Origin of the sequence: Gardnerella leopoldii (assembly GCF_003293675.1) — a bacterium.
GTDB lineage: Bacteria > Actinomycetota > Actinomycetes > Actinomycetales > Bifidobacteriaceae > Bifidobacterium > Bifidobacterium leopoldii.
In genome coordinates this window covers 912,319-931,859 of record NZ_CP029984.1, presented here as the reverse complement: position 1 = coordinate 931,859, position 19,541 = coordinate 912,319, and the positions used below count along the sequence as shown (strand labels likewise).

15 protein-coding genes are annotated in these 19,541 nt (G+C 41.9%); 13 read left to right on the top strand and 2 right to left on the bottom strand.

The window, feature by feature from the left end; translation table 11 throughout:
* The first annotated feature begins 26 nt into the window (after window positions 1-26).
* Both DOD25_RS03900 and DOD25_RS03895 read left to right on the top strand, forming a co-directional pair.
* On the top strand, window positions 27-1,457 hold the full coding sequence (locus tag DOD25_RS03900) for an ABC transporter substrate-binding protein (protein ID WP_064340159.1): 1,431 nt from the start codon (window positions 27-29) through the stop codon (window positions 1,455-1,457).
* 182 nt (window positions 1,458-1,639) lie between these two features.
* Window positions 1,640-2,407 carry a type III pantothenate kinase gene (locus tag DOD25_RS03895; protein WP_004107486.1) on the top strand — a complete coding sequence of 256 codons (768 nt, stop codon included), beginning with the start codon at window positions 1,640-1,642 and terminating at the stop codon, window positions 2,405-2,407.
* A gap of 266 nt (window positions 2,408-2,673) precedes the next feature.
* Here the strand turns inward: DOD25_RS03895 and pdxT are convergent, their stop codons facing one another.
* Window positions 2,674-3,273 carry a pyridoxal 5'-phosphate synthase glutaminase subunit PdxT gene (gene pdxT, locus DOD25_RS03890; protein WP_196776765.1) on the bottom strand — a complete coding sequence of 200 codons (600 nt, stop codon included), beginning with the start codon at window positions 3,271-3,273 and terminating at the stop codon, window positions 2,674-2,676.
* Window positions 3,270-4,103, bottom strand: coding sequence for a pyridoxal 5'-phosphate synthase lyase subunit PdxS (gene pdxS, locus DOD25_RS03885; protein WP_064340158.1), 834 nt, complete (start codon window positions 4,101-4,103; stop codon window positions 3,270-3,272). Before pdxS ends, pdxT begins: the two co-directional genes overlap by 4 nt.
* Window positions 4,104-4,646: 543 nt before the next feature.
* Between pdxS and DOD25_RS03880 the strand changes: the two genes are divergently transcribed.
* From DOD25_RS03880 to dnaG, 11 genes are all read left to right on the top strand, one after another.
* Window positions 4,647-6,338, top strand: a complete 1,692-nt coding sequence (locus tag DOD25_RS03880) for an ABC transporter substrate-binding protein (RefSeq protein WP_112928747.1) — start codon at window positions 4,647-4,649, stop codon at window positions 6,336-6,338.
* Between the two features lie 365 nt (window positions 6,339-6,703).
* Entirely contained in the window at window positions 6,704-7,669 is a 966-nt protein-coding gene (locus DOD25_RS03875) for an ABC transporter permease (protein ID WP_004106035.1), read from the top strand.
* A gap of 42 nt (window positions 7,670-7,711) precedes the next feature.
* On the top strand, window positions 7,712-8,596 hold the full coding sequence (locus DOD25_RS03870) for an ABC transporter permease (RefSeq protein ID WP_112928744.1): 885 nt from the start codon (window positions 7,712-7,714) through the stop codon (window positions 8,594-8,596).
* Window positions 8,593-10,290 carry a nickel ABC transporter ATP-binding protein NikE gene (nikE, locus tag DOD25_RS03865; protein ID WP_112928742.1) on the top strand — a complete coding sequence of 566 codons (1,698 nt, stop codon included), beginning with the start codon at window positions 8,593-8,595 and terminating at the stop codon, window positions 10,288-10,290. The genes DOD25_RS03870 and nikE overlap by 4 nt, the downstream gene beginning before the upstream one ends.
* A gap of 117 nt (window positions 10,291-10,407) precedes the next feature.
* A complete protein-coding gene (locus DOD25_RS03860) occupies window positions 10,408-10,902 on the top strand; it encodes an S-ribosylhomocysteine lyase (RefSeq protein WP_004118906.1) in 495 nt (164 codons plus the stop codon).
* Window positions 10,903-10,955: 53 nt separating this feature from the next.
* Window positions 10,956-11,495, top strand: coding sequence for a GNAT family N-acetyltransferase (locus tag DOD25_RS03855; RefSeq protein ID WP_032842431.1), 540 nt, complete (start codon window positions 10,956-10,958; stop codon window positions 11,493-11,495).
* 86 nt (window positions 11,496-11,581) lie between these two features.
* Window positions 11,582-12,961, top strand: a complete 1,380-nt coding sequence (gene alr, locus DOD25_RS03850; protein WP_004106025.1) for an alanine racemase — start codon at window positions 11,582-11,584, stop codon at window positions 12,959-12,961.
* A 64-nt stretch (window positions 12,962-13,025) separates the two neighbouring features.
* Window positions 13,026-14,309 carry a deoxyguanosinetriphosphate triphosphohydrolase gene (locus tag DOD25_RS03845; protein WP_004106024.1) on the top strand — a complete coding sequence of 428 codons (1,284 nt, stop codon included), beginning with the start codon at window positions 13,026-13,028 and terminating at the stop codon, window positions 14,307-14,309.
* Window positions 14,310-14,392: 83 nt separating this feature from the next.
* Window positions 14,393-16,153, top strand: coding sequence for a PASTA domain-containing protein (locus tag DOD25_RS03840; protein ID WP_064340222.1), 1,761 nt, complete (start codon window positions 14,393-14,395; stop codon window positions 16,151-16,153).
* 393 nt (window positions 16,154-16,546) lie between these two features.
* Window positions 16,547-17,200 carry a hypothetical protein gene (locus DOD25_RS03835; RefSeq protein ID WP_032842434.1) on the top strand — a complete coding sequence of 218 codons (654 nt, stop codon included), beginning with the start codon at window positions 16,547-16,549 and terminating at the stop codon, window positions 17,198-17,200.
* 181 nt (window positions 17,201-17,381) lie between these two features.
* Window positions 17,382-19,523 carry a DNA primase gene (dnaG, locus tag DOD25_RS03830; protein WP_407645738.1) on the top strand — a complete coding sequence of 714 codons (2,142 nt, stop codon included), beginning with the start codon at window positions 17,382-17,384 and terminating at the stop codon, window positions 19,521-19,523.
* Window positions 19,524-19,541: the final 18 nt, after the last annotated feature.

Genomic DNA, 19,541 nt, shown 5'->3' with positions numbered 1-19,541 from the left:
ACATAAAGTAACGGATGGCAAATCTTATGTCTGCATTTGCAAGAATTTTGCAACAACGCAATCATTTTGGACGCTTGCTTCTGTCGATACTTTGTGTTTTTTCTTTGCTGTTTTCTTGCGGATGCGGAACTAAAGATTCTAGAACTCAAATTAGTGTTTGGTCTTGGGAACCAAGCATGAAACGACTTGCTGAAGAATTTGAATTACATAATCCAGATGTTCATGTAACTGTAAAAGATACTAGCGGATATAGCAATCTTAATAGTGCTATTCAAGATGGCTATGGTATGCCAGATATTGTTCAATTAGAATATTTTGCTCTTCCGCAATATGCTGTAAGTGGACAGCTTTTAGATATTACTGATCGTGTGAAAAATACTCGCACATTCTATACTCCTGGAACATGGTCTTCTGTGCAACTTGGTGGACGTGTTTACGGTTTGCCGATGGATTCTGGCCCAATGGCTTGGTTTTATAATGATGACGTGTTTAAGCAGGCTGGTGTAGATGCCACAAAAATACACACTTGGGAAGATTACCGTCACGCTGCTCGTAAGCTTAAAGATATCGGTGTGTATATTGCAGCAGACTCAGGTGACGCAAGTTTTTATAACGCTATGATTTGGCTTGCAGGTGGACACCCGTTTATGACTTCTCATGATGGGAAAACAGTTACTGTTAGATTGAGCAAAGATAAGGGTACTGAAGAGTTTACAAAGTTCTGGCAATCAATGATTGATGAAGGATTGATTGACATTAGAACTACAACTTGGAGTCAACGCTGGAAGAACGGTGTTGGAGCTGGCAAGATTGCTTCTGTTTTCTCAGGAGCCTGGATGCCGTCTTTGCTTCTGGAAAATGTGCCTGGAACTGCAGGATTGTGGAAGGTGACGAATGTGCCAACTATGCACGGAGAAAAGCGTAATGCAGAAATGGGCGGTTCTTCGTTATCTGTGCTTAAATCGAGTCGTAAGCCTGAAGCAGCAATGCGATTTGTGAATTTTGTATGCCATGATATGCATGGAATTCGTACTCGTGTCAATGGTGGAGCGTTTCCTGCAGATGTTGTTACGCTTAGAGATAAGTCATTTTTAGATAGAGCTACTATTCGTGATTCACGAGGCATTGATATACCTTATTTTGGCGGCCAGAAGTTTAATCGTGTATTTGCAGATGCCGCTAATCGCGTGGATACGGGATACAGGTATTTGCCTTTTGAAGTGTATTCGCGAAGTGATTTTAGAGCAACTATGGGTCAAGCATATGACTGGAGTGTTAAATCTTTAGCTAGATTAAACGTGCAAGCCATGATTGATGCTGGTGTTACTCAAGATGATGGAAGTAAATTGTGGCTTCCAGATGATCCTGGTAAACGTATTTCTTTAAAAGATGGTCTTTTATTGTGGGAAAAAGATCTTCAAGAATATGGTTACAATCAAGGATTTGTAGTTAGATAATTTCGTAACGTATTAAAATTAAGTGATTTCGTAAAAGCAGCTTAATTTTGCGTAAAAGTAAGATCATTAGCAAAAGTAGTATAAATACAATAGGATAGTATAAATACACATACAATACGTGCGCGCGTGATTGCAGATTAACTTAATTAATCCGTAAATGTCAATATAGGAAGTAGGCACACATGTTATTAGCAGTAGACATTGGTAATACGAATATTGTGCTGGGTTTTTTGGAAAATAACCAAATTGTTGGCACTTATCGTATGACAACAAAGTCTAATCATACATCAGACGAGTATGGCATTATGATTGCGCAATTTTTGCATTTAAGCGGATTTACAATAAACGATGTTGAAGATGTTATCGTTGCTTCTGTTGTGCCGAAAGTTATGCATTCATTCCGCGCTAGTATTATCAAATTTCTTCATATTGATCCTATGATTGTAGGTCCTGGTGTTAAAACCGGTATGAATATTCGTATTGATGAGCCAAGAACTCTTGGCGCGGATTGTTTAGCTGATTGCGTTGGTGCGTTTAGTGAGTATGGAGGATCTGTACTAGTTATTGATTTTGGTACGGCAACAACTTACAACTATATAGATAAAAGTGGTGCTATTACTTGCGGACTTATTTGCACAGGTATTCGTACTGCAGCTGCGGCACTTTGGGATAACACGGCTCAGCTTCCAGAAGTGGAAATAGCTAGACCGCAGTCTGTTCTTGCAAAATCTACTAAACTCGCAATGCAAGCTGGATTATATTACAGCTTCTTGGGTGGAATTGAGCGTACAATTGCACAATTTAAAACTGAAATAGACGAGCCATTTAAGGTAGTTGCTACTGGTGGCTTGGGTAGGCTTTTTGAAAATGACGTGCAATCGATTGATTATTACGATCCGGATCTTATTTTCAAAGGTATGGCTTCGATTTATCAGCGAAACTTGCGCTAATAGTAAATATCGTTTATTTGTTGTTTTTTGCTCCAAACGTGGGTAATTTTGCTCGTGCTTGGAGGGCTTTGGGTTGTGTTGTGCTCCAAATGTGAGGGAGGTCTGCCTTCGTCGATAAATATGAAGGCAGGATAGTTTTCGTTCTGTGTCAATGTTCAGAATAAAAAACCTCCGCAAATATTGCTACTTGCGAAGGTTTGTATGTAACTTATTTAAGATTTACGCTTTAACTGGCGCTTTACTTACGTTTTTATTTGCAAATTCGATTACAAATCCAGGAAAAGCTGATGGATTCGCATATCGTCGTCAAGCTCCGGGTGGAAGGATGTGCCGATTTGCTTTCCTTGGCACGCGGCGACAACATGACCATCTACAGTTGCAAGAGCTTTGGCATTAGAGCCTACTTCTGCAATGTGAGGCGCGCGAATAAACGTCATCGGCACATTGCCTAGCTCACCAAATTCAGCCTCGCAATGGAAGCTTCCGAGCTGGCGTCCGTAAGCATTGCGTTTAACTGTTACGTCTAAAGTGCCAAAACCGTTTACTTCGTCACCTTCCACGTTTTTCGCAAGCAAAATCAAACCTGCGCAAGTGCCAAGAACAGGCATCCCTCCTGCAATGCGCTCGCGCAAAGGTTCGAGCATATTTTGCTCACGAAGAAGCTTAGCTTGCACAGTGCTTTCGCCGCCCGGAAGTACTAAGCGGTCAAAAGACTGCTCCAAGTCGCGCGCTTGACGAAGTTCAATAACGTGCGCGCCTAATTTTTCAAGCATTAAGCGATGTTCAAGAAAAGCACCTTGAACAGCTAAAACTGCTACAGTATGAGCGGAGTTATCAGTATTGGTAGGTGAGTTTGACAAAATCACTCGCCTCGCTCAGCCATTAAAAGCTTGATTTCCTGCTCGTTAATGCCAACCATAGCTTCGCCCAAGTTTTCGGAAAGTTGAGCAATCATCTTGGCATCCTTGTAATTAGTTACAGCCTTAACGATTGCGGCAGCGCGCTTTGCTGGGTCTCCAGACTTAAAGATGCCGGAGCCAACGAATACGCCTTCGGCACCAAGCTGCATCATTAAAGCAGCGTCGGCTGGGGTAGCAACGCCGCCGGCTGCGAAGTTAACAACAGGAAGCTTGCCGTTTTGTGCAACGTATTTTACGAGTTCGAAAGGCACGCGCAAATTTTTGGCTTCTTCAAAAAGCTCATCCTCGCGCATGCTTGTAAGCTTACGAATTGCGGAATTCATCATGCGCATGTGACGCACAGCCTGAATCACGTCTCCAGTTCCAGGCTCGCCCTTAGTGCGAATCATGGAAGCACCTTCGTTAATTCGGCGCAAAGCTTCGCCCAAATCCTTAGCGCCGCAAACGAAAGGCACAGCAAAATCGCGCTTATTGATGTGATACACGTCGTCGGCTGGAGAAAGCACTTCGCTTTCGTCGATGTAGTCGATCTCGATAGCTTCAAGCACTTGTGCTTCAACAAAGTGACCGATGCGGCATTTTGCCATAACAGGAATAGACACAGCCTCTTGAATGCCGTGAATCATTGCTGGGTCGCTCATACGAGAAACGCCGCCGGCTGCGCGAATATCAGCAGGAATACGTTCCAAAGCCATAACTGCGCACGCGCCAGAATCCTCAGCAATTCGCGCCTGCTCTGGGGTGGTGACATCCATAATCACGCCGCCTTTAAGCATTTGTGCCAGTTGACGGTTCAATGCTGTACGGTCTTCGCCGCTTTTGTTTTGCGGATCCGAGGATTCGTTCACAGTTACCGTAGTATTCAAGTTCTCAGCCATCATTCCTCGCTTTAGCTTTAACATATGAGCTTTAACATATGAGATACGTGTATGCATCTTAATATTTCGTGAATTTGCGCGCTTCTACGCTTTAATCTTATGTCGATTATTGCGTACGTTTGCAAGTTTACGTTCTGTTGGAATTTAACCACATTCGTAGGATATATCTCATATGTATTGGTATAAAAATATTACAAAAATATACAAAATATGATTTGATTTTTTGGACGCGCCATAGGTGAGACTGGCTTGTCAATCGACTACGATTAGTAATGCAGTCGACTTGTATTTGGGTTTATGTGGTATGCAAATAGTTATGTTTGCAAATGTGCATTTCCAATAAAGCGGCGAGCTATAAGACAAAAATAAATAAAGAATAAATAAAAAAATAAATAATAATAAATAAATAATGTTTATATGCCATTAAGAAAGGTTTATGGTATGGCTAACAGCAAACCTGAGGAAAGCGTGCACGAAGAAAACGGCGCGACTGAAAAATTCTCCGGTAAAACTAACAATGAGACTAATAAAAGCACTTCTTTCGTTGCGAGCACTGACTCTTCGCTGAATGAAGCTGAAAAATATGCTTATTCAGGCTCAAAACGCAAAATGGGCAAGATCTGGCTATTTAGCTTAGCTATTGTTTTGGTAGTAGTGTTTAGTGCAATTTTTGCAACTCTTACTACATCTAATAAACCAAATAAATCAAATTCAGTATCGGAAATTTCGAACAAAACTATATCTATAGGTCTAAAGTTAGCTCCTACGAATCTTGATATCCGTAATCAATCAGGTTCCTCACTCGACCAGTTGCTTATTGGTAACGTGTATGAAGGCTTAGTTGCTCGCAATGCTACTAATCAGGTAGTTCCTTCGTTAGCTCAAAGCTGGGAAGTAAGTAAAGATGGTTTGCGTTACACATTCCACATGCGTAAGGGTGCTGTATTTTCTAACGGCAATAAGCTTACTGCGCATGATGCAGAATGGTCGTTTAGCGAGCTTATTGCTAAAAAATATCGCGGCTCTAACATGGTTGGAAAAGTTGAGTCTGCTAAAGCAAAAGATGATTACACGTTTGAAATCACTCTTAAAGAGCCAAATGCTAAGCTTTTGTGGGCACTTTGCAGTCGTTCAGGTTTAGTTTTTGATAAAAGCGCAAAGTATGATGCAAAAACTCAAGCAGTCGGTTCTGGACCGTATCTAATTGACAAATTTGTGCCAAATGATCGTGTTGTTTTAAAAGCAAATCCGCGTTATAAAGGTATTCATCGTGCGCAAACTAATAAGATAGTAGTTCGCTATTTTGTTGACGATAACGCAGCGGTTGACGCACTTTCTTCCGGTTCTGTGCAAGCATTAGCTCCTATTTCTGGTCAACTTGCTAAGCCTTTTAAAGATGATTCCAAGCGTTACGATGTCAGTGCAGGTAATGGCACAGATAAATTTGTTCTAGCTATGAATATGAAAGGCGAACGTACTAAGGATAAGCGCGTGCGCAAAGCTATTCGTTACGCGATTGATCACAAGCAAATTATTGCATCTCGTGGCGGCACGGATTTAGCTCTTGGTGGTCCAATTCCTTCTCTTGACCCTGGTTATGAGGATTTAACTAAGCTGTATCCTCATGATTTGCAGCGCGCTAAGGAGTTAATGAAGGAAGTCGGATTTGACGAATCTCATCCTATGGATTTGACGCTTACTTATCCGAATATTTACGGCACGCAAATTGGCGATCAGCTGCGCTCGCAATTGAAGCCTATTGGAATCAATTTGAAAGTTAATATTGTTGAGTTTACTACTTGGCTTCAAGATGTTTATAAGAATAAGCAGTATGATTTGTCGATGGTTGATCACAATGAGAGTCACGATTTTGGGCAGTGGGCGGATCCTACGTATTACTACGGTTACGACAATAAGCAAGTCCAGGATTTGTATGCTAAAGCTATGCTTTGTGCGGATCCTAAAGAGTCAAATAAATTGCTTGCTAAAGCTGCGCGAATTATTAGCGAGGATGCTCCTGCTGATTGGCTGTTTAACTATCGCGTTGTAACTGCGAAAATGAAGAATCTTGAAGGAATGCCTTTTGACATGAATCAAGAGATTTTGCCGCTATACAACCTGCGGCTTAACTGATTTTGTGTTAGCTGTGCGCGACGACCTGCCTTCGCGCATAGAGCGTAGCGCGCGAAGGCAACTCGGAGCGCCGAGCTTGCTCAAGTTGAAAGCACAGTGTGCTTTCAGCGCAAGCGAGGTCTGCCTTCGTCTCGATTGACGAAGGCAGGGAAGACTCACATGTGGGCACATTGGGAATTTGGTTGTGGTTTGTGTGCGCTGACGGCCTGCCTTCGCGCATAGAGCGTAGTGTGCGAGCGTAATCTGCGCGAGTGTCCCAAAACATGCAAAATGAGACACTCGCGCAGCGCGCAAACTGCACTAGTGCCCGAATTTGTGTATTTGTGGTGCGTTTCGACTAGAAGAACATAGAAAGGAGGCATTTTATGTTTCGCATGATTTGCTACAGAGTATTGCTGTTTACTCTTGCTTTACTTGGTATTTCTGTAGTTATTTTCATATCGTTACGTGTACTTCCGGGCGATGTTGCGCAAGTTATGGCCGGCTTAAACGCTCCTAGCGGAAAAGCAGAGGAGCTTAGAGCAGAACTTGGTATTAATAAACCACTTTTTACGCAGTATGTTGACTGGATTTGTGGTGTTTTCCGCGGTGACTTTGGCGTGTCCATGTTAACTGGTCGTTCCGTAAGTTCAACTATTGCGATGCGTGCTTCTATTACTTTTCCACTGATTCTTTTGGGTCTGTTTATTGCTTTAGTAGTTGGTATTTCACTTGGATGTTTGCAAATTACTCATGAAGGCAAATTTTCACAGGCAATTATGCGCTTTTTGGCTATTACAGCAGGCTCTGTTCCAGCATTATGGGGTTGCATGCTACTTATTTTGCTATTAGGACGCGGTATTGGTGTGTTCAGTTTGTTGCCAACTCAAGGTTTCCCTACAGATGGCTGGAGCGAATTTCCTGAAGCTTTTGCGTCTCTTCTTATTCCGGCTCTTACAGTAGGACTTATTGTTGGATCTAGTTTTATGCGTTACACTGCTGCAACTGTTGAAAATATTGTTAAAAGTGAAGTAGCTTCTCAAGCTATGGCTTGCGGAATGACTCGCAAACAAGTTGTGTGGCGTGTTGGTTTGCGACTTGCTCTTCCTCAACTTGTATCTGTTATTGGTTTAACTTTCGCTCATATGGTTATGGGCGTGATGGTTATTGAAAACCTGTTTTCCTTACCTGGTATTGGTACGGGAATGGTTCGAGATGTTGGTTTGCGCGATCTAATTGCAGTGCAAGGTGAGCTTTTTATGCTTGCTGCGCTGTTCTTACTAATCGGCTTTGTAGTTGACATTACCCATCGACTACTTGACCCTAGGTTATCTAAAGATAGTTTGAATTAATTTCCTATTGTTGAATCTAACATGCGAATAAGGTGAGTTTTTATGTGCAATATGTCTAAAAAAAGTATCAAAGTAAAATCTACTTTGTTTAAGCGCATATGGAATGCTACTTTCGGTAAATTTGTGTGTTTAACGTTTGCAATATGGTTTTTTGTTGCTTTGCTTTCGCTTTTATGGACTCCGTACTCACTTTTAGAAACTAATGGTTTTAAAGTATGGCAGAAGCCGTCTTTTTCGCATTGGCTTGGCACGGACGGCACTGGTTCAGATATGCTTAGTTGGCTTATGGCAGGTTCAAGAATTGAGCTGATTCTCGTTTTTTCTACTGTTCTAGTTGCTACTTGTGTTGGGTTTATTGTTTTGAGCTTTATGATTTCTAGTTCACAAATTGTTCGCACAATAAGCATTATGTCTGTTGACGCATTGATTTCTATTCCAACTGTTTTAATTGCGCTTATGCTTGCAGTTCCGTTTGGAGCTAGTGTTGTTGTGATTGTTATTGCTTGTGGAACTGGCTATGGCTTGAATTTAGCACGTATTGTACGACCTAGTGCGCAGCTTGCGTTGCAATCTGATTATGTGACTTCAGCTGTTTTGCAAGGTTCCTCGCGTAAATATGTTCTTATTCATCATGTTTTACCAAATATTATTCCTGTTGCTTTTGTTGAGCTTTCTCTTTCTGCAGGAACTGTTATTTTGGCTGAAAGTGGCTTAACATACTTGGGTATTGGTGTTCCTTCTGGAGTTCCTAGCTGGGGGCGCGTGTTGGCTACTTCTGTTTCGTTAATTCACGTAAATCCTTTATCGGTTGTCTGGCCAGGTTTGATTGTGACTGTGGTTGTTGTTGCTCTTAATCTTTTTGGTGACGTATTGCGCAAAGTTTTAGATCCTTCATCAAAAAGTACGAATAAAGTAGGGGAAAAATGAGCTTAAATATTCAAAATCTTACGCTAAAACTTGGCGGAAAACTAATTCTTGACAACGTATCAATTGAGATTTCTGACGGTGAGCGTGTTGGCTTAGTTGGTTCTTCTGGCTCTGGCAAATCTATGCTAATTCGAGCTATAACTGGATTATTGCCGTCAAATGCTGAAATTTCAGGCTCTTGTATGCTTGGCAATTTTCAAACAGTGAAAGCAAAAGATGAAAATTTAGCTTCTATTCGCGGAAAATACGTTGGTGTAGTATTTCAGCAGGCTAATAGAGCGCTTAATCCAATGTTAAGCGTTGAAAAACAAATTTCTTTGCCTTTGCGAATACATTACAATCTAGATGATGACGATATTCACAATCGAGTACGCATGATGCTTGAAAAAGTAGGGTTGTCGAAAAATCTCGCATCTAAACGCACGTTTGAGCTTTCTGGAGGTCAACAGCAGCGAGTTGGTATTGCTACAGCTTTGATTACTTCTCCGCGTTTGATTTTGGCTGATGAGCCTACTACCGCGCTTGACTCGGTTACACAAAGTGAAGTTGTGCGAATGCTTGCTTCACTTGTAGATGATATGGGCGCTTCAATGCTTTTTGTAACGCACGATTTTTCTGTGCTTTCGCATGCTGCTAATCGTTGCTATGTGCTCGATTCTGGGCGTGTGGTCGATAGTGAAAATATTAAGAATTTGCTTGATAATCCGCGTATTTCTTCTACTAAACAATTAGTGAGCGCTGCTAAAAAGTTGACTTTTAGAGCGCAAAATTTAGGTTCTAAAAATTTAGATTCTGCAAAAGTGGGTTCTGCAAATGTTGATTTTGCAAATACTGGTTCTGTAAATACTGGTTCTGCAAACGTTGATTCTAAGAAATTTAATTCCCGTATTGGCAATAGTGAAGAAAATTCGCTTATAAATGCAAAAAATATTCACGTTACTTTAGGTCGCGCAAAAACTCGTGCTGAAGTGTTAAGCGGTGTAGATTTAAATCTTAATATTGGCGAATCTTTGGCGATTATTGGCGGATCTGGTTCCGGCAAAACAACTCTTATACGCGCTATGTTGGGGCTTGAAACTCTTTCTGAAGGAAACGTTACTTATTGCGGTGAAATTGTAAATAATGCCAATTTATTAGAAGTAAATAAAAATGCTTGTACGCTTATGAGACGCGAATCGTCGCTTGTATTTCAGCATCCGTTTGCCGCATTGGATCCACGCTGGACAGTTCAAAAAAGTGTTGCTGAGCCTCTTAGAATATGGCAAAAATCGCTTAAATTAGACGATGCAACTATTGAGCAGCGTGTTTGTGAAATGCTGAAATTAGTAGGCTTAAAACCTGAAGATTTTTTGGAACGTCATCCTCACGAGCTTTCTGGCGGTCAAGCGCAATGTGTTTGTATTGCTCGCGCATTAATCAATAATCCTCGAGTTTTGCTTGCTGACGAGCCTATGAGTGCAATTGATGTTGCGGAAAGAACTCGCATTTTAGACGCTTTTGCATCCATTCGCTCCGAGCGTAAAAGCATGTCATGCATATTCGTAAGTCATGATTTGGGTATGATCCGGCATTTAGCAACGCGAGTTATTGTTCTTAATGAAGGAAAAGTTGTGGAATGTGGCAGTGTAAATGATGTGCTCAATAATCCACAAAATGACTACACTCGTGCTCTTGTAAACGCAGCAATCATGTAAATAAATCTTTCTACTAATAAATCTTTCAACTAATTAGGCAATTACCGTCTACTATAGAAGTACTCACTACGTTAAAGAGTACGTTGTTTATTGTGTAGTTAAGTGAAGGGAATACTTATGAATAAGCAGGATGCGTCTAGACCTAGACCAGAAAGTTTTGAACTAGATCATACTAAAGTAAAAGCACCTTATGTGCGCTATATCAATACGCAAAAAGGTCCTAATGGGGATGTTATTTCCAACTATGATATTCGTTTAACGCAGCCTAATGAGGAAGCGATTCCTACTGCAGCTTTGCACACAATTGAGCATATGATTGCAGTGTTACTTCGTGAGCGTATTGATGGCTATATTGATTGCTCGCCTTTTGGCTGCAGAACTGGTTTTCATCTGCTAACTTGGGGCGAACACAGCACAGAAGATGTGGCGCGCGCTTTAAAGGAATCTCTTGAGTTTATTGCGTTTAATGCCACCTGGGATGATGTTCCTGCAACAACTATTGAATCTTGCGGCAACTATAGAGACCACAGTTTATTTGGTGCTAGTCAATGGTGTAAAGATATTCTAGCGAAGGGAATTAGTTCGGATCCTTTTGAGCGCAAACTTGTGTAAGTAATAATTAGCTAATTTTGCGTGATTTTATTTGGTTTCTTTTAGAGGTTGGCATGGAAGATATAACATTGAGAAAAGCAACTCTTGGTGACTTGCGAAATATTGAGCATATTTATGAAAATGCTCGCAAATTTATGCGTGTTACAGGCAATCCTCATCAGTGGGGGAATAGTTTTCCACTTGTTTCAAGTGTTATTGAGGATATTCGTTTAAAACGTTTCTATTTGATTGTTGACGAGGATCCAGAATCGCATAACGAGCGTATTTTAGCGCAATTCGCATTATGCGAAGGTGTTGATGAAGTGTATGCCAGTATTGACGGTGCATGGCTTGATGATATTTCCCCTTATGTAACAATTCACCGCTTAGCATCTTCGGGAATAAAACCAAAAATGGCAACAGCGTGCTTGCATTGGGTGCAGCAAAACTATAATAATGTACGCATTGATACGCATCCAGATAACGTGATTATGCAAAAAGTAATTACGCGTGCAGGGTTTAGTCGTTGTGGATTGGTCGTTATTCCAGATCGTGCGCACAGTGCAGTACGTATTGCATACCAATGGGTGCAAACACTTAATCATGTCATATGAAATGCGCATGTGTTCTTAAAAAGCTTATGGAGAGTATGCAAAAGAGCATGTAGCATTAAAAGCATACTAAATCAGTTAGGTGAGTTATGAGTACAGATTTAAGTAATGCGGCAAGTAATAGTGCACGTAATGCGGCAATGTTAGAAGCAAACTATGCTCGCGCGTTAAGCGTATACCCTGGGCAAGTAATTGTCGATTTGAAGGCGCTTCGAGACAATATGCGTACTTTGGTTGAGCGCGTTTCGCAAGATTTGCAGCCTAGTCAGAATGCGCCGGAAGTTATGGGAGTCGTAAAAGCAGACGGATACGGTCACGGGCTTGTTCCTAGTGCGCTCGCGGCTTTGGCTGGAGGTGCTACTTGGCTTGGCACAGCTCAACCGTACGAAGCGTTGCGTTTGCGTGCAGCTGGTATTGATTCTAGCCGTTGCCATATTCTCACTTGGCTTACTAGCGCTCCAACTACGAGATTTGCAGATCTGATTACAGCAGATATCGATATTTCAGTAGGCTCTGTTGACTCTCTTGATGCTGTAGCTTTTGCTGCACGAAAGTTAGGTAAACCTGCTCGCGTGCACGTAAAAGTCGATACTGGTTTTGGACGAAACGGTTTTACGCCAGAAGGTTTTAGTGCCGCTCTAGAAAAATTGCAACAATACTCTAGTGAAGGCGTAATTGAGGTTATTGGCCAATGGAGTCACTTAGCTGTGGCAGATTCTCCTGATGTTCCAGAATTTGTAGATGCAACCGACCGGCAAATCCAACAATTCCACGAGTTTACAAATCGCATGAAAGAAGCATCTGTGGCACCTAAAATCCGCCATTTAGCGAATACTGCTGCAACGCTTAATCGTCCAGAAATTCGTTTTGAGCTTGTTAGACCAGGAATTGGTTTGTATGGATACGAGCCGGATCCTGCAATGGGGGATTCTCAAACTTATGGATTGCAACCAGCTATGACGCTTCAAGCGCAACTTGGCACTGTAAAAGCTGTAGAAGAAGGGCATGGAATTTCCTACGGGCGCACGTATTTAACTCCAAATAATACGAGTACTGCTATTGTGCCGCTTGGTTACGCTGACGGAATTTTGCGATCTGCTTCCGGATTTGATATGCAAGGTGCGCGTCATGTTGATAAGCAGGGCGGACCGGTTAGAGTAGAAACCAATAAAGGTGCGCGAATTTTGAATGTTTCAGGGCGAGTTTGCATGGATCAGTTCATAGTTGATTTAAAAGGCGATGCTGCAGAGTTAGGCGTCCGAGAAGGCGATACTGTAACGCTTTTTGGTCCTGGAAGAGGTGTGGAATTTGCTGAGCCTACTGCCGACGATTGGGCAGAAGCTGCAGGAACAATCAGCTACGAAATCATGACTGGAATCGGACCTCGCGTGCCGCGGCTTTACCGCAATGCTTACGAAGTGCTATCTTCTAGCGATATTGCAAAATTGGACGCAAAAAGTCTTATATAGCTTGTTGCTGCTTGGTTTTTTAGAAGGTTAAATTAGCCTTAATTGCAAATAAAAGAGGTGCTGTATGTGCAACGAAGTAATTGCATCGGATAATGAGATCGTTGGCGAATACGATTTGCATGATACTGAGCGCTGGGCGAGTGAGCCTCATCACACTCGTGTGAGAACGCCTTTTGAACGAGATCGTGCGCGAATCATACACTCATCTGCGCTACGTCGATTGGGTGCAAAAAGCCAGGTTTTAGTTGCGGGTTCGGATGATTTTGCTCGAACTCGCTTGACACATACTTTGGAAGTTGCGCAAATTGGTAGGCAAATTGCAGCAATGCTTGGATGCGATCCGGATGTTGTTGATTGCGCTTGCTTATCGCACGACTTAGGGCACCCACCATTTGGCCATAACGGAGAACGCGCGCTCGCAGAATTAGCGAAAAATATTGGTGGATTTGAAGGAAACGCACAAACTCTTCGCTTACTTACGCGCTTAGAACCGAAAGTTTTTCGCGAAAACGGTAGAAGTGCAGGAGTAAATCTTACGCGCGCAGCATTAGATGCTGCAGTGAAGTATCCGTGGGGATTAGAAGAAGCAAAAGCGCACGATAAAGGCGAGCGTGATTTGAAATTCTGTGTGTATCCGGATGATCGAGATGTGTTTGAATGGCTGAAAATTGGTGCTCCACGCGAAGCAAAACCAATGGAATGTCAAATAATGGATCTTTCAGACGACATTGCTTACAGTGTGCACGATATTGAGGATGCGATTGTAACTGGCGCTTTTAACCCTGCTTTAGTTGCGGATTCAAAAGTTGTAGATGAAGTTATTGAAGAAACCCATGCATGGTATGGTGAACGTTGGGATGTAGATAAACTTTTGGATGCTTTGAAACGTTTGCGCTCGCTTCACATGTTTCCTAATTCTTTCGACGGTTCTCGTCGAGCGCTAGCGCAGTTGAAAAATATTACTAGTGCTCTTATTGGTCGTTTTGCAAGCTCTGTTGAGCACGCTACGCGTGAGCGTTATGGCAACGGTCCGCTTGTTCGCTACCGCGCAAACCTTGTGATTCCGGAAAATACTTCCTACGAAATTGTGATGCTGAAAAGCTTAGCTGTGCACTTTATAATCGCTCCTCGCGAGCGTGAAGTTTATAAGCGCGAACAGAAAATTTTGACAGATTTAGTAGAAGTATTTATGAGCAAGTCGCCGCGCTCGCACGATGCAATGGAGGAAGTATTCGTGGGAGATTGGAACGAGTGCACTAACGATGATGAGCGTCTTCGTGTTGCAATCGACCAGGTGGCAAGTCTTACAGACGGTTCTGCTACAACTCTTCACGCGGCTTTGTGCTAGGTGCTTTTGCTAAGTGCTTTGTTCTGGGTGAGCTGTGAGTGTAGATTTGTTGTAAAGACTAAAGTGTGCGAAGAAGGTTGAGAATGTTTTGTGCAAATTGCGGGAATAATATTATTCCTGGAGAAAAATTCTGTGGTAACTGTGGTGCTTCTGTTTCATACGGGAATAACGTTGAACAATCTCAGCCTACGGAAGTGATGCAGCCTACGGGAGTAGAGCAGCCTGGAATTCAAATAGCTCAGCCTGAATATGCAACTCCACTTATAAAAAATCGCAAACTAATTGTTATAAGCGCATGTGTTATAGCAGCGGTTGCAATTATTGCGGCGGCAGTCTTCTTCTTTACTTTTCCGCATTTTCGTAAAGCAGCGCCATCTGAACGCATAGTCGTACCTAAAGCAAAAACTTCACAATCTGCGCAAGATGTTGTACGCGAACTGCAAGAAAAAGGTGTTGAAACTCACTTAGTAAAAGATTTCGGAGGAAGTAAACCAGGTAATTTTGCTCGGTATCAAAACGTAAAACCTGGGCAAGTTATTCACGGAAATCACGTTGTAACGGTCGTTGAATCCAAAGGTCCTGGAATTCCGGAAAAGGGAGTGATTGGAAAAACTGTTGAAGAAGCAGCGCCTCTATTAAAATCAATGGGAGTTCCAGTAAAAGTTTACAAAGTAGCCTCACTTCATCCTGGAAAAATTGCTGCAACTAACCCAATGCCAGGCGAGCCTTTAGATGAAAATAAAGAAATCTTCATAGGCGTTGGAGAAGAAGATAAATATCCTGATAGCGGCAGGTCTGTTCCTGTTGAATTATTCGATAAAGATAAAGACGAAGCGTACAAAATGATGTCTGATGAAGGATTCAAAGTTAGACTTGTACCAAAATATTCATCCCGAAAACACTTAGGCAAAATTGTTGGGTCTAATCTTGGATTAGGGCAATCACATAGGGGAGATACCGACATAACGCTTTACTATGGCGCTGATGCTTCTGAAACTAAGAAAATGTTTACTAGCAAGCGTGGATATGGTGAAAGTAATCAAGCAACTGTAGTTTCTACATTAGTTCCATTTGTTGGAAAATGGTGCACTAAATCTGGAGATTGCTTAGAGTTTGAACCTACAAATTATGATACAGAAATAGGCGAGAATACTAGAGTGCTTCTTCGTGGCACTCATGCTATGGATGATTTAGTAGATGATGAAAATAATAAAGATTATGCACACAGTTTCGGAATGTGGCAGTATACACAGCAATTATTGGGTGATGCAATTGATACTGATGATAGTGATGAAGATAAGAATTCTCTTCCTTTGCACAATACATTGATTTTTGGTGATTCTGGCATGACTGAAATATTTCGCGATGGTGGAGATCCTTATTGTGGCAATAAGGTATACAATGTGCATTCGGGGTTGTGTGTTAACGGACAATTCCAAGATTACCAAGATTTAGATAGCAATTATCCAGATTATTCTAGCAATAACTTTATTGATGTGCCGGGAGTAAATAAGGGTATAACGTATAAGATGCGCGCGTATTTTGTGCTTGTTCCGGTTAGTGCAAAGCTCGACGAACTAGAAGCAAGCGGATTCTTTAAAGGCAAAGGCAAGACTAAACCGGATATGGATCGTCCGTTTATTTTGCGCAGAGATCCTAAATATTACAGTAAATCAGAGATAACAGTTGCTTCAAAAGATGGTGATATGAGAGACAATCCTTTTGTTCCAACTTCTAAACATAAAGCAATACCTTTTGCTCCAGCTCCGGATGATTCAAACGTTTACTACCTAGTTGAGAAGCCGTTTGATTTTACTGGTTTCATTAAAGATCGGGAATTGTAAAGTAGCAAAAGATTACGAAAGATTGCGGAAGATGCGGCTTGCGCAACTATTTGCGATTTGTGCGTCTTCCGCTGATTTCGTAGCGTATTTTGTCGATATTATCGTTGATTTGGTGTTTTCGACAGTTTCGTCTCGTTTTGTTTATTTCACCAAGTGATTATGTGTTTTCGACGGTTTTGCATCAGTTATATGGTGAATTCTCGCAAATTTGCTGTCATTAATTTAGCCTGAAAATTATATAGCTTTGTTCTATTTTTCCTTCTACTTCATTCATTTTCTAGGGGGGGGGTATTTTGTGATATAGGTCACATGTTTGACCCAAAGTTACACTAACATATTTTAGTGCAAAATTCTTCGCACGCTGTACGTGAGAAGGAAGAAGAAAGGAAAATTATGTTAAACAAGAAAGCTATCGCAGTATTCGCTGCTGCTGCAACTTTGCTATCCGGATTAGCTTTTTCTACTCCAGCGATGGCTGATGATTATTCCAATGATAGTCAAGAAGAAGATGTTGATAATTTGATTTTGGAAGTATTGTCTCGCGCAAATGAAATCGTTTCCGCAGGCGATACGAATGCTAAGGGGTACGCCGAAGCTAAAGCATTGTTGGAAGTAAATCATGAGATTTGCGAAGCTAAGGCTAAGTGGGTTGCAGCTTTAGATGAAGTTGATAACGCTTCTACAGAAGAAGAAAAAGCCGCAGCTCAGAATAAGGCAGATGAAGCTGAATCTTATTATCTTAGTTTGCACCATCCAAAGTTTGATGGCGCGCTCAATAGGTTTGTAGCTGCTATTGATTACTTCGGACATTCTCAAAAAAATTCTGAATCGGCTGACACTCAATCTGTAGATACTTCTATTCCGCATCGTGTCGATAATAGTAAAGCTGATAACAATAAGACTGATAGCGATAAGATTGATAGCAATAAGATTGATAGCAATAAGACTGCTAAACTTCCTAATACTGGTTCTTCTGTAGTTTTGGCTGCTGTCACTGCTTCCATGCTTGCCGGTATTGGTGCTGTTCTTTGCAAGAGTCGTCACTAAATAGTTTATTCGCTAATCTTTTCTCTAGTTATTTTTAGGTATTAATGCTTATAAATTGCATTTATAAATTGCATTTGTATCTGTTGTAATCAAGTAATTGATTTTAAGGCGGTGCGTAACGCAGTATATCCTGTGTTCGCATCGCCTATTTTTGTATTATGCTTTGGAAAAACGGTGAAAAGTGGCTGAAACACTAAAATTATATGCGCAATACCACTCGCCGCAGATTTGCGATAAGCTAGATAGCATGGTTGGAATGATTGTGAAAGAAGACATTGAGCGCGTGCGCGCTGCGGCAGATTTGTATGACATTGTGTCTGCAACAGTGACGCTTAAGCCTTCCGGAACTGGCACTTTTGTAGGTCTTTGCCCATTCCACGATGAAAAAACGCCAAGTTTTAGTGTGCGACCAAGCTTGGGAGTGTGGCATTGTTTTGGTTGCGGCGCTGGCGGCGACGTATTTAAGTACGTTGAGCAAAAAGAGAATATTGATTTTCGTGAAGCGGTCGAGTTTTTAGCAGATCGTTACCACATTGAGATGCATTATAAGCAGGAGCAAAATAGTGATTCTCAATCGCGCGGTTCTAAGCGAGCCAGGCTTTTAGAAGCAAATGAAGAAGCGCAAAAGTTTTTCGTTTCAAATCTCGGCACTCAAGAGGCAGCTCCTGCGCGCGAATTACTTGCAGGGCGAAACTTTACTCCGCAACAAAGTGCGCGTTTTTCTTGCGGTTACGCGCCTAAAGGCTGGGATAATTTAGTTAGATACTTAGCGAATAAAGGTTTTACGCGTCAAGAGCTTCTCGACGCTGGTCTCGCTAGACTCGGTCAGCGCGGAATATATGATTATTTCCGTGGCCGCTTAACTTGGCCTATTCGCGACTCGACTGGTCGAACTCTTGGCTTTGGTGCAAGAAAGCTTTATGATGACGATTCTATTAGCGCGAAATATATTAACACTCCCGATACTGCACTGTATCGAAAAACGCAAGTTCTGTACGGAATTGACTTAGCTAAGGCAAATATTGTAAAAAAGCGTCAAGTTGTAATTGTAGAGGGCTACACAGATGTAATGGCATGTCATTTGGCTGGTATTGATACTGCTGTTGCAACTTGCGGAACTGCGTTTGGCGTTGAGCATGCAAAAATTGTGCGCCGCCTTATTGCAGACGATTCTTTGGGGGCAATTCAGCTTGTTGGCCCACTGAAGGTGGATGGACAGTCTGTAAGTTCGCGCATCGTTTTTACTTTCGACGGTGATGCTGCAGGTCAAAAGGCTGCGCTACACGCTTTTGGTTTGGATTCTGCGTTTTTGACGCAAACTTTTGTTGCTGTAGCAGACAATAATCTCGATCCTTGCGATTTGCGTATTCAGCGCGGTGATGAGGCTGTGCGTTCGCTTGTTGCACATGCAAGTCCGCTATACGATTTCGTTATTGACACAGTAATTAATCGTTTTGAGACTTCGTACACTACTGGTCAAATGGGCGCTATAAAGGCTGTCGCTCCTCTTATTGCGCAAATTCGAGACCGTTCGCTGCTTGACTTGTATATGCGCAAAGCCGTGCGTTCAATTGGCGTTGATTTAGCTGTTATGCGCAATGAAGTTGAGTCTGCACGTAGACGTTTGAAAGTGCGTGACGACGATGCTTATGCGCAAAAGCATAACGTTATTCCAACTTTTGGTCAGCAAATTAATGACGACCGTAATGCAGGTTTTAAAGCTTCGCGCATGGAAATTATTAAAAGTTCTGCTAAAAATCAGCATTATTATCGTGTGGATGATGCTGTATTTATGTGCGAACAACAATTTATGGCGTTACTTTTGCAAGTTCCGCTTGCTTTTGATGAGAAATTGTTTGCGCAATTGACTTTGAATAATTTTATTACACCAGTATTTCGTACGCTGTTTCAAGCATTTGTAGCTGCAGGTGGATTGCCGGTTGGCAATGTTTCGCAAGGATTGTGGCTGCATATGATGACAAAAGCTGCAGGTCCTTTGCTTGAATCCGTTATTACAGAACTTTCTGTAATGCCGTTGCCGCTTCCTTCTCCTGCAGATACATTGGAAGATACCGGCAATCGACAGAATCAGCAAGTTTCAAACGGATCTCCTTCAGATCTTTTGCGGAAAGCTACGAGTGCAGAAAGTAAGTATGCAAACGAGCTGCTTATTCGCCTTCTTGATATTGGCTATATGCGTAGAATCGGTGCTGCTAGAGTGCGTATGGCGAAACTCAAGGATGGTCAGGAAAAGCTTGAGCTTCTAGGAAAAATTACTTCAATGGAAGCGGCTCGCAAAAACTTACAATCGCAAATCATGTAGCCTTTCATGCAATCTTTT

Bases quoted from the DNA above. Each gene is read 5' to 3' on its own strand.
- DOD25_RS03840 (WP_064340222.1), top strand. From the start codon at position 14,393: ATGTTTTGTGCAAATTGCGGGAATAATATTATTCCTGGAGAAAAATTC.
- DOD25_RS03895 (WP_004107486.1), top strand. From the start codon at position 1,640: ATGTTATTAGCAGTAGACATTGGTAATACGAATATTGTGCTGGGTTTT.
- DOD25_RS03860 (WP_004118906.1), top strand. From the start codon at position 10,408: ATGAATAAGCAGGATGCGTCTAGACCTAGACCAGAAAGTTTTGAACTA.
- pdxS (WP_064340158.1), bottom strand. From the start codon at position 4,103: ATGCTTAAAGGCGGCGTGATTATGGATGTCACCACCCCAGAGCAGGCG.
- DOD25_RS03870 (WP_112928744.1), top strand. From the start codon at position 7,712: ATGTGCAATATGTCTAAAAAAAGTATCAAAGTAAAATCTACTTTGTTT.
- DOD25_RS03875 (WP_004106035.1), top strand. From the start codon at position 6,704: ATGTTTCGCATGATTTGCTACAGAGTATTGCTGTTTACTCTTGCTTTA.
- DOD25_RS03855 (WP_032842431.1), top strand. From the start codon at position 10,956: ATGGAAGATATAACATTGAGAAAAGCAACTCTTGGTGACTTGCGAAAT.
- DOD25_RS03845 (WP_004106024.1), top strand. From the start codon at position 13,026: ATGTGCAACGAAGTAATTGCATCGGATAATGAGATCGTTGGCGAATAC.
- DOD25_RS03900 (WP_064340159.1), top strand. From the start codon at position 27: ATGTCTGCATTTGCAAGAATTTTGCAACAACGCAATCATTTTGGACGC.
- DOD25_RS03835 (WP_032842434.1), top strand. From the start codon at position 16,547: ATGTTAAACAAGAAAGCTATCGCAGTATTCGCTGCTGCTGCAACTTTG.
- nikE (WP_112928742.1), top strand. From the start codon at position 8,593: ATGAGCTTAAATATTCAAAATCTTACGCTAAAACTTGGCGGAAAACTA.
- alr (WP_004106025.1), top strand. From the start codon at position 11,582: ATGAGTACAGATTTAAGTAATGCGGCAAGTAATAGTGCACGTAATGCG.
- DOD25_RS03880 (WP_112928747.1), top strand. From the start codon at position 4,647: ATGGCTAACAGCAAACCTGAGGAAAGCGTGCACGAAGAAAACGGCGCG.